This window comes from Pseudoalteromonas sp. PA2MD11 (assembly GCF_017808125.1).
Classification (GTDB): Bacteria; Pseudomonadota; Gammaproteobacteria; order Enterobacterales; family Alteromonadaceae; genus Pseudoalteromonas; species Pseudoalteromonas simplex.
Map to the genome: position 1 here is coordinate 382,739 of NZ_JADKNF010000002.1, position 10,241 is coordinate 392,979.

At 41.8% G+C, this 10,241-nt stretch carries 9 protein-coding genes and 1 pseudogene; 4 read left to right on the forward strand and 6 right to left on the reverse strand.

Annotated features, from left to right (window positions below):
• Positions 1-40: 40 nt before the first annotated feature.
• Both ISP07_RS04410 and ISP07_RS04415 read right to left on the reverse strand, forming a co-directional pair.
• Positions 41-1,378 (reverse strand): RICIN domain-containing protein, encoded by a 1,338-nt coding sequence (locus ISP07_RS04410; RefSeq protein WP_209326930.1) that lies wholly within the window; start codon positions 1,376-1,378, stop codon positions 41-43.
• Between the two features lie 310 nt (positions 1,379-1,688).
• Positions 1,689-1,916, reverse strand: a complete 228-nt coding sequence (locus tag ISP07_RS04415) for a helix-turn-helix domain-containing protein (protein ID WP_209326931.1) — start codon at positions 1,914-1,916, stop codon at positions 1,689-1,691.
• 90 nt (positions 1,917-2,006) lie between these two features.
• Here ISP07_RS04415 and ISP07_RS04420 point away from each other — a divergent pair, with 90 nt between their 5' ends.
• The 3 genes from ISP07_RS04420 to ISP07_RS04430 are packed head-to-tail and all read left to right on the forward strand — an operon-like array spanning position 2,007 to position 4,249.
• Positions 2,007-2,258 (forward strand): hypothetical protein, encoded by a 252-nt coding sequence (locus ISP07_RS04420; RefSeq protein WP_209326932.1) that lies wholly within the window; start codon positions 2,007-2,009, stop codon positions 2,256-2,258.
• Positions 2,251-3,462, forward strand: coding sequence for an Arm DNA-binding domain-containing protein (locus tag ISP07_RS04425; RefSeq protein WP_209326933.1), 1,212 nt, complete (start codon positions 2,251-2,253; stop codon positions 3,460-3,462). Before ISP07_RS04420 ends, ISP07_RS04425 begins: the two co-directional genes overlap by 8 nt.
• 4 nt (positions 3,463-3,466) lie before the next feature.
• A complete protein-coding gene (locus ISP07_RS04430) occupies positions 3,467-4,249 on the forward strand; it encodes an HD domain-containing protein (protein WP_209326934.1) in 783 nt (260 codons plus the stop codon).
• A 390-nt stretch (positions 4,250-4,639) separates the two neighbouring features.
• Here the strand turns inward: ISP07_RS04430 and ISP07_RS04435 are convergent, their stop codons facing one another.
• The 4 genes and pseudogenes from ISP07_RS04435 to ISP07_RS04450 form a co-directional block, all read right to left on the reverse strand.
• Positions 4,640-5,575, reverse strand: a complete 936-nt coding sequence (locus tag ISP07_RS04435) for an alcohol dehydrogenase catalytic domain-containing protein (RefSeq protein WP_209326935.1) — start codon at positions 5,573-5,575, stop codon at positions 4,640-4,642.
• 30 nt (positions 5,576-5,605) lie between these two features.
• The gene (dkgB, locus tag ISP07_RS04440) at positions 5,606-6,442 is read right to left on the reverse strand and encodes a 2,5-didehydrogluconate reductase DkgB (RefSeq protein ID WP_209326936.1); all 837 of its coding nucleotides are present in this window, start codon (positions 6,440-6,442) and stop codon (positions 5,606-5,608) included.
• Positions 6,443-6,463: 21 nt separating this feature from the next.
• Positions 6,464-7,372 carry a TIGR03571 family LLM class oxidoreductase gene (locus ISP07_RS04445; protein ID WP_209326937.1) on the reverse strand — a complete coding sequence of 303 codons (909 nt, stop codon included), beginning with the start codon at positions 7,370-7,372 and terminating at the stop codon, positions 6,464-6,466.
• Positions 7,373-7,382: 10 nt separating this feature from the next.
• Positions 7,383-8,581 (reverse strand): annotated as a pseudogene (locus tag ISP07_RS04450) (MFS transporter).
• Between the two features lie 193 nt (positions 8,582-8,774).
• Here ISP07_RS04450 and ISP07_RS04455 point away from each other — a divergent pair.
• On the forward strand, positions 8,775-9,671 hold the full coding sequence (locus ISP07_RS04455; RefSeq protein ID WP_209326938.1) for a LysR family transcriptional regulator: 897 nt from the start codon (positions 8,775-8,777) through the stop codon (positions 9,669-9,671).
• Positions 9,672-10,241 lie beyond the last annotated feature (570 nt).

Consider the following 10,241-nt stretch of genomic DNA (forward strand, 5'->3'; position numbering starts at 1 on the left):
TTAACAATTTAAATTAATGTAAAAAATTTTACTAATTGTTTTATTCAATAAATTGAAAACGTTGATTGTCGCCGTTATAACACTGCCACTGTACAATATCAGCACCATTTGTTTGCAGTTTACCTGCGATATCAACACATTTATTACTTAAACTTGATTTGAGCTCGAAGTAGCCATCACCTGTGCTATTGAGAGTAAAGCGTTGACTGGTTTTTGCATGATCACAAACCCACTGCTCCAACTTAGCGCCATTACTTGTACTGGCGTTTTCAATCTGCATGCACAAGCCACTTAACTGCGAGCTAATTGCATATTCATTATTACTTAACTCAACAAGGTTAAATTGTTGGTTCGCATTATCAGAGCCACAACCCCACTGCTGATAATAAGAGCCATTACTCATTGCGCCAGCTGTTATATCAATACACTTTTGACTATGCTTAGCTTTGATCTGTGCACCATTACTAACACTGTTTGTATTGGACACATTAACAGGTTTATAAACTCTCACCCAATCGACATACATTTTATTTTTACTACCGTCCGCCAAATCGGCATCTGTAGCAATATTTCCTGCCTCTGAACGCCAATCGTGATCTTCTGTATCAATAATGATATAAGCAGATTGATCCATATTATGTGTGTTCTTGTTTAACGTCGCACCGGTATAGTCTTTATCTTTCATCACCACCTGCGCCCACGAACCATCAGGCGTTTGCTGGCCATCAATGTAAAATGTGACTTCTGTTGGGCTTTTCCAATACACGCCAAAACGATGAAAACCTTCACGCCAATACGCTCCCCAACTAGGCGTATTATGCGTTTGATCATTGTAATCACTGATTATTTGATTTGTTTGTGGATCACGAATAAATACATGAAAATTCGTCGACATATTTTTAGCAAACCAGTCATCACGTGCCCCACCGTATACCTCAAGCACATCTATTTCTCGTTCGTCATTGTCACTAAGAAGCCAAAAATTTGAGGATAACTCCAGATTACTTACCTTAATGTTTGCCTCTAAAAAGATTGGAAAGCTAACTTTTGTCTTCGAGGTGATCACCCCTGCATTAACTTTATCTGTGCCGGCACGACGCGAAGCACTAATTATAAGGTTGCCGTCTGAAACCCATGACTCATCTTGTTGCCAGTAAGTCAGGCCAGGACCTGTCCAACTATTAAAATAAGTATCATTCCATTTACTGGTGAACGCAGCAGGTTTACCTGTGTAATTAAATGAATCGGAGTATTCTTCCTGTAGCTGCCAAACTTTACCTGCACCAGGAGTAACCGGTAAAGGAATTGAGTCCCAATCATTTGCAAACAAGTTGGTAGTAGTGAGTAAACAGCCGATAAACAATGTTGTTTTGTTCATTTTTGCCTCTTTAAATTAATGTTGTCATTTTGGTCACACACTGTGACCAATACAGACTAGTACAAACAAGAAACAAAATAAACACATTGTTAACAATTAAAAGTTAAATAAAAGGAGAAGTAATTGAAATAGCCATAAAATGTATTAATTAAAGTTTCGATTATTCTCTGGCATTTCAATAGATATTTGCGCGAAAAACAGACATGAAAGCTATTAGACATCAATTTAGTTGTAATAAAATCTATATGAAATAGTCAAAATTCTTAGGGCAATAACCACCATTAAATATGCCTGCTACCCTAGACTTAAATCAAAGTGATTGGTGTTGATATGTAATTAAATCCTCAATTTTACAATCAAAATATGTGCATAATGCATCCAATGTGCGAGTCGTTGTCGAATAGTTATTATTTTTAGCCATTTTAGAGATAGCAGCTTTTTGTAGGCCTGCCGCCTCAGCCACTTCTGCCATTGAGATTTTTCTACCCTCTTTAGCTGACTTAGCGTCTATTAATTCCTTTATGTGATAAATAACCATTAGCATATAACCATAAATTATAAAAAGTATCTTTACAGGAAACCACCCAAGTGCTTTAATTGCTTTATAGGTTTCCTGTGAGGATACAACATGCAAAATGCTCAGTATACTTTATTAACAGCCAAAGAGCTTTCTGAACATATTAAGTTTAAACCAGACTATATCAATCGGAAGCTCAAAGACAATGTTTTTTTTGAGGGGCAACATTACATCCAGCCTTTTGGCTCACGTAAAGTTTTTTACCTTTTAGAGAATGTTTTAAAAGAAATGTATAAAGCTAGCAGCCCTCAGGAGCAAAAAATTGTGATCCCTTTAACACGAGGAGGTATGTGTAATGGCTAGTATTCGCAATCGTTCAGGGAAGCTATTTTTTGATTTCTATTATCAAGGCATTCGATGTCGAGAGCAAACTCTTTTGCTCGATACTAAAGCAAACAGAAAAAAACTTGAAAAAGTACTAGAAAATATTGCGGCTCAAATCATGCTTGATAGATTTGTCTATCGTGATGTATTTCCTAAAAGCAGTCGATGCTCTGTATTTAAAAAGTATGATGACCAAGTACAGACGTTAAAAGAGACAACGGCAAATAAAAGCGACCTGATCGTTGTAAATACGCCGACATTCGAGCAATTTGCTTACGAGTGGCTAGATGAAAGCAAAATACATTGGAAGATCAGCCATTACAAAAATGTGGTAATGATATTCGAACGCTATTTAATCCCAGAATTTGGTCAATTTAGGTTAGATGAAATTAATCGTACGCATATTATTAAATATCGTGCCTGTATTTTAGAGCCTAAGCGAAACTTATCAGTAAAGAAAAATCTGAGTAATGATTGGATCAATCACGTAATGACTCCACTGCGAAAAATGCTTAAAGAAGCTTCATTACGGTATGATTTTCAAACACCTTTTATTAATATTCAACCTTTAAAAATACCGAAAACTAAAATCGAACCCTTTTCATTAAAAGAAGTGCAACACTTTTTAAAGCATGTGCGGGCTGACTTTTATAATTATTACACTGTTCGCTTTTTTACAGCAATCCGTACTGCAGAGATAGATGGCTTGAAATGGGAGTATGTTAATTTTGACAGAAACGAAATAACAATCCATGAAACTTTAGTTGATGGGAATACAGAAACACCTAAAACACTCGCATCTTATCGAAACATCCAATTGTCATCAGTGGTTGTAGATGCATTAAAAGAACAGCATAAAGTTACCGGTCAAAATACTTACGTATTTTGTAACACAAAAAATAAGCCACTTGATCATCGCAATATTACAAAAAGAGTGTGGTACCCAACACTTAAGCAATTAGGCCTAAAAAAACGTAGGCCCTACCAGACTAGGCATACATGCGCCACTTTATGGCTTGCCTCTGGAGAAAACCCTGAGTGGATTGCAAAGCAGATGGGTCACAGCACGACTAAAATGCTATTCGAAGTCTATAGCCGATACGTACCTAATAACACTCGCCAAGATGGTAGTGCTTTCGACCGTTTACTCCAGAATGTTAAAATCACCAACAATGAGGTTTAAAATAATGGATACAAATTATGTATGGGTTCAAAAAATCACTATTATTGATTCAATGCCGATAGCGCATTATTCATTAATTATAAACCAGAATTTAGTGCATGCTATTACTTCTATAGAAGTTGCAAGAGCCAGTAACTTTATTTATGGACTTGCTTATGCGAGCCTTGATAAAGATAAATTTGGAAACATCATTCTTTGCCGTATTAAGTCAATTGATGCAAATTGTAATTTAGAATTATTTCAAGCGATGATGTTAAAAATGGCTGATAATAAAGCCAACCTTATTGGACGATTTTTGAGATTGTTAAGCTGTATCACGCTACCTACTCTTACACCCTTTTCTGACTTTATCCTCACGCGTCAAAATATTTTAGATAAGTTTCTGATTGCATCTGGAGCTGACGTACATCATGGGTACCAACATGGCTTGCTAGAACACAGTATTGAAGTCGCTGAAATGGCATACAGTAACGCTCGCCGTCTTCAATATAGCGAGCTCGATTGCCAAGTAATTTTGGTTTCAGCACTGTTTCAAGATATTGGTAACATATTCACAATGATCTTTAGTCAACATAAAGCGGATAAATACCAAAATGATGCTAATTTTAACTTTGCTATACTAGCAGAGCCTCTAGCTAAACTTGCAACAATGGACACTGCTCTACTTCGGTATGTAACACAAATGCTTACTCTCAAAGACACTGAAAAAAGTGAATACAGCCCTGCCCAGCAGGTGTTGTTATTAGCGGAGAAAGTAACAAACGAATCTAAGACTCCTTTTAAATGAAAAGTAAATCAATTGCCCGGCAAATATAAACCGTGGCCGGGCTGTGTTTAGATTAACCTTACCATTATTAAATCTTATCTGTAGTAACTAATATCTTATCTCACAGCTTAGGAAGAATTAGTTTAGACTTCATCTGAGAAGCAAGTGTGATTCAATATAGAGGGTAAATCTAACTCACTTATGGACATAAATGAGTTAAAGCCGACGGGAGGCTTTGTGCCAATAGCGGACGGTCGAGCTTTGGAGTTCAACTGACTGCTCTGTACGTATTCCGGACCTTCACAACTTTGTTTTCCATTTTCAACTATGAGCGTCAGAGCGACCTTCGATAAACAAGGCTAGGCTTTTTGCTACACGGACCAAAACGGTCATTCAGAAATCGTTCCGACCTTATGACACCGTCACCACCGCTTTACGCTTATCTTCTTTTGAAAACCTTAGTGCGTTGTTTAACTCATTAAATTCAAACAGATTAGGCATATCAACAATCAAAGCCCGCGCGGCAACTTGTTCAAGCAGCGCTTCACCGTCTTTTACCAAGCGCTGCCATTGTGACAAATCACCATAATCATGCAGCGCGCCTAGTGCTATCTCATGATAAGAAATAGTGCGAGTGAAAGGCGCATCAACAGGCACCTCAATACGGCCCAGAATACTCACTACGTGACCATTAGCTTCAAGAAGTGGCACAAGTGACGCGGCATAGTCTGGACCATTCGCGTCGAAAAGCGCGTAAAATGTTTGTCCTTCAGGTTTACCGCGATGGATGGCTTTTACGCCCATCTCACCGGCTTGCTCTTGCGAAAAGCTTCCTGAGATAACATGTACACTAAAACCAGCCTGAGAAAGCATTTGCGCCAGCAATTTGTTAACGGCGCCCATACCGCTAACCAACACGTCAACACCCTTTCTTACCGGCACTTTGCTGAAGGCTTGCCAGGCAGTAAGCATCGGGCATGGCAAGGCAGCGGCTAATGCAAAATCAACGCTTTCTGGCACAACCATTACACGGCTAGCATACACCTCACTATGATCGGCAAAGCTTCCGTTTTCACCTAGGCTATGATGGTATGCCACTCGCCTACCCAATAGGCCGTCATCGACGCCCTCACCTACAGCGACAACAACACCCGCGCCATCTACACCGGGAATATGCCCTTTTTCCCAGTCGCGGGGGTTATCATCAATAAACTTCCAGTCTACGGGGTTAATGCCAATAGCATAGTTGCGCACGATAATACGCCCTGCTTCCGGCTCAGAATATTCCCTTACGTTTTGCACCAGTGCTGCACCAGCTTGTTCAAATTGCCAAACGTTAGCTTGCATAAAAGCTCCTTAACAAGGTGATGTTTCCAATTAGTCCCACGCAGGTGAGAAATCTGGGTTAGCTTGACGGTCACCACAATCTAGCGCGTCAATCTTTGCTATATCATCTGCGTCTAAGGTAAGTTCAAGCGCTTTGAAATTGGTTTCCAGATTCTTGCGCTTAGTCGACGATGGAATAGTGACTAAACCATGGGCCAGCTCCCAGGCTACAACTACCTCAGCAGTGCTTACAGCATATTTATCTGCAATCGCAGTGATAGTCTCGTCTTTTAGGATTTTGCCAACAGCAAACGGCATATACCCTGTAACTGTGATGCCATGCTTCTCGCACGCTGCACGCACTTTTTCATTAGTAAGATAAGGGTGCACCTCTACCTGATTCGTTGCGATAACGCCGTCGCCTAAGACACTCACCGCTTCTTCAATTTGTGCCACGGTAAAGTTAGAAATACCAATTTCTTTTGTCAGGCCTAGCTCCTTAACGCGCAGCAATTCACCTAGGTACTCTTCCATGCTTTCGCCGTTTTCCAGTGACGGCCAATGAATAAGTAGCAGGTCAACGTACGACAGTTGAAGCTTTTCCAAACTCTCTTTTACGCTATCCACAAAGCTTGCTTTATTCAGTTTGTCATTCCACACCTTGGTGGTGACGTAAAGGTCTTCACGTGCAACAAGGTTGTTTGCAATAGCGTCTTTAATAGCGCGACCTACCGCTTCTTCATTGCCGTAAATTTGCGCCGTATCAATGTGACGGAAACCCACTTCAAGTGCCATTGTCACGCTGTTATAGGCTTCATCGTCTTTTAAGCGAAACGTGCCTACACCTAGCGAAGGAATTTTAGATTGTGACTGATTTACATTCGGCATGATGCCTCCTTGTTGGTTCCGTTATTTATGAAAGTGAGGTAATACGTTGTCAGCAATGCGCTGCATCGCGTCTTCTACTGGTTGCGTATTACGTCTGAAGTGCAGGCCAATATGGTCAACCCCCGCTTCTTTCATTGCATTGAGTTCTTTGATAAGCCCATTTACACCAGTTTCAACCCCGAATCGGTGGCGTTTTATGGGCGCTTCGTCGTCTTCAACCAAATTAAGATGAATAAAGCTAACGTAAGGCTTGTTGCCCGCGACATTTCGCCACATCTCTACGCGCTTTACATGCTCGTTCGGTGTACCCGGATACGCCAACCAACCGTCCATATTTTCTCCAACCCACTGAGGGCTTTGCTGAGCGAGCCCTGCAACGTACAAAGGCGGCGTGGTTGAGCGCGGTAACAGTGACATGCCAGGCTCAAGGGAATTCTCACCGTGCTTTACAATTTCAAGTGACTGCCTGAATTGCTCGCCGCGACTGTCAAAATCGACATCGAACAACGGATACTCGACCGGTCTATCTCCACTGGCTACACCGAGTATAAGGCGGTCGTTACTTAGCTGCTGCACCGTTGCTGCCGCCTTTTTAACAAGCCATGGCTGCCTAAGAGGTAAAACAACAGCGGCTGTGCCTAATAGAATATTGTCTGTGATACCCGCTAAATAGCCCAGGTAAGTGAATGTTTCGAAAACCTGAGCGGCATCACCGAAGCTAGGGTCGTAAATTGGTACATCTCGTACCCACGCTGCTTTAAACCCTAGTTTGTCGGCTAATTGAATACGGCTGTGATGCTCGGCCATATCAGGTACGCCGAATGGCGTACCTTTTGTGGCGTCGAAATGCGCCCAGTCGTTATCTAGCGGAAGCTCTACACCTACTGAGAACGTATATTGTGCAAGCTTATCAAAGGTATTTGTCGTCATTGTGACCTCCCTACGCGCTCGTTGTGTTATTCGCCGTATTCGTAGTACTGAGTGCGCGCTTGTCTAAATAGCCGCTGTAGCGAGTAACAACCAAGGCTGCGACAGAAATAAGCGCACCAATCCATGCAGTATCTGATAGCTCCATGCCATCGACAATTGCGCCACCTAAGATGGAACCCACTGCTATGCCTATATTAAATGCTGCGATGTTTAAGCCTGAGGCAACATCAACGGCATTGGGGGCAAACTTCTCTGCTAATTGAACAACGTAAACTTGAAGCCCTGGCACGTTACCAAAAGCAAATGCGCCCCATACCAATACAGTAATCACTGCGGCAACTTTACTGCCCATGGTAAATGTCAGCGCAAACAAGATGACTGCAAGGGCTGAAAAGATGATTGTTAGCGCACGGATTGGGCCTTTTTTGTCGGCAAGTTTGCCGCCATAAATATTGCCTACCGCGACAGATACACCGTAAACCAGCATAATTAAGCTGATAGCTGAGGGCGCAAACCCCGCCTCTTCCTGCAATATAGGGGCAAGATAGGTGAATGCCGTAAATGTGCCGCCATAGCCCAATATCGTCATTAGATACACTAATACCAGACGAGGCTGAACCAACACCTTCATTTGTTCACTCAAGGTGGCCGGTTTACTTTGCTTAAGATTGTTCGGCACCAACAACGCACTGCCTATTAGCGCAAGTGTGCCAAGCGCGGAAACCACAAGGAAGGTTGCTCTCCAACCGAAGTTTTGACCAATCCAGGTACCCAAAGGTACGCCAGTAACCAAGGCTACGGTTAAGCCCGTAAACATAATGGCAATAGCACTGGCTTCTTTTTCTTTTCCACTAGCCCTGTAGCAATAGTTGACCCTATGGAAAAGAACACACCGTGGGCAAGGCCTGTCAGTATGCGGGCTAGAATTAGGCTCTCGTAGCTAGGGGCTTGCCAGGCAAGAATGTTACCTGCCACAAATAGCGCCATTAAGCTTAGGAGAACATGTTTTCTATTCCATTTTCCCGTAAGAGCAGTAAGAACGGGCGCGCCAACGGCAACACCCACGGCGTACAAGCTTACAAGTAAGCCTGCACTTGGTAATGTAACGCCAAGATCTGTAGCGATAATAGGTACAAGCCCCACTATCACGAACTCTGTCGTGCCAATAGCAAACGCACTTAACGTTAACGCAAATAATGCAATAGGCATTTCAATTATCCTCAAAAAGTAAGTAACGTAATGGGAGTCGTTGCCGACGCCACCAATTCCCTTCAAGCGGACAACTAAACCGTCTTTTGGGGAGTCATTTTTAAAGTGCGTACAGTTTGACGATAAATTTATTTGCAAAAAACAGCACTAATGACAAAATACTTTTGCGATATTTGAAAATATAAGGTATGTGATGCCAGTCTCATCAAAAACTGAAGATTTAGAAGCCTTCCTAACCGTTGTGGATACAGGTAGCTTTTCCAGTGCTGCCAATCTACTCAATCAGCAGGTTGCAAAAGTGAGTAGAGCGGTTACCCGTCTTGAAGATGGCTTAGATGTAACCCTATTGAACCGCACTACCAGACGGTTGGAACTAACAGAAGAAGGTGAGCTTTTCCTGCAATATGCCAGAGACGGGCTAAACATATTAGAAAAAGGTGAAGAAGCATTACGGCTATTAAAGCGCGCCCCTTCTGGAAAAATTCGGGTCGATGCCGCGAGCCCGTTTGTATTTCACCAGCTAGCGCCGTTAGTGGGTGAATTTCGAGAAGCATTTCCTGACATAACCCTCGATATCACCAGTCACGACAGCATTATCGACCTGTTGGAACATAAAACCGATATCGCAATACGTATTGGTGATTTAAGCGACTCTAACTTGCACGCCAGACGTTTAGGAAAAAGTAAGCTACATATAGTGGCAAGCCCACTGTATCTTGAAAAATATCCCATATCTGAAGACGAGGATGGAATTAGCACGCTAAATAAACATACACTGATTGGCTTTAGCGACTCACCGAGTTTAAATAAATGGCCGCTCAAGTATGATATTAACTTGCAGTACAGTCTTCGTGCGTCAAGCGGCGAAACTATTCGCCAGCTGTGTCTAGCGGGGCAAGGTATAGCCTTACTTTCAAACTTTATGGTGTATAGGGATATTAGTACGGGCAGACTCGTCGAGCTATTTAGCGACGACATCGTCAGTCCTAACCGCAGAGAGTCGGTGCAAGCGGTATACTACAAAAATAGTGCAGTATCGTCTCGCATCTCCGCTTTTTTAGATTTTATACAACCTCGTCTAACTTTATAAATTGCAATAAATAAAAAGTTAAGCTGTGACTTACTATGGAAGATCAAAATTCGATAAGAACTTTAAGGCGGGCTGTGACATTGGAAGCTATAGTAATGCTATCATTTTCTTGCTCATACAACGCTGAACATGTCAATTGTTGCGGGCATGAAGTTACTTAAACGTCTTCTGCTTACCTCGGTGGTTGCTTTTCTAAACTGGGAATTCATTTGAGCAACATTGGTTGACGAACTGAACATAGCACAGGCTTGAAACAACAAACAGATGTTTTGAATGTCCGCTTCTTATCTGAAACGGACGAACATATAAGAACAAGTCAACGTCCGCTCTTCGCTCAAAGGCGACCTTAGAGTATTTACGTTAACTCATAAAGGGGCATAAATGATTCATATCGAAACTGCTGATTTTTGACTCAAATCGACTATATACAGTCAGTTCCCCTTGGTACACATTTATTCACCTTATCTATTCGTATTAAGCTTTTCGCATCCATTTCTTTTTACTATCTTTGCATTAAACGATCTTTTTAGATTTAGCAAGATGATTACTAGCACGTGTAAAGCCACTTCT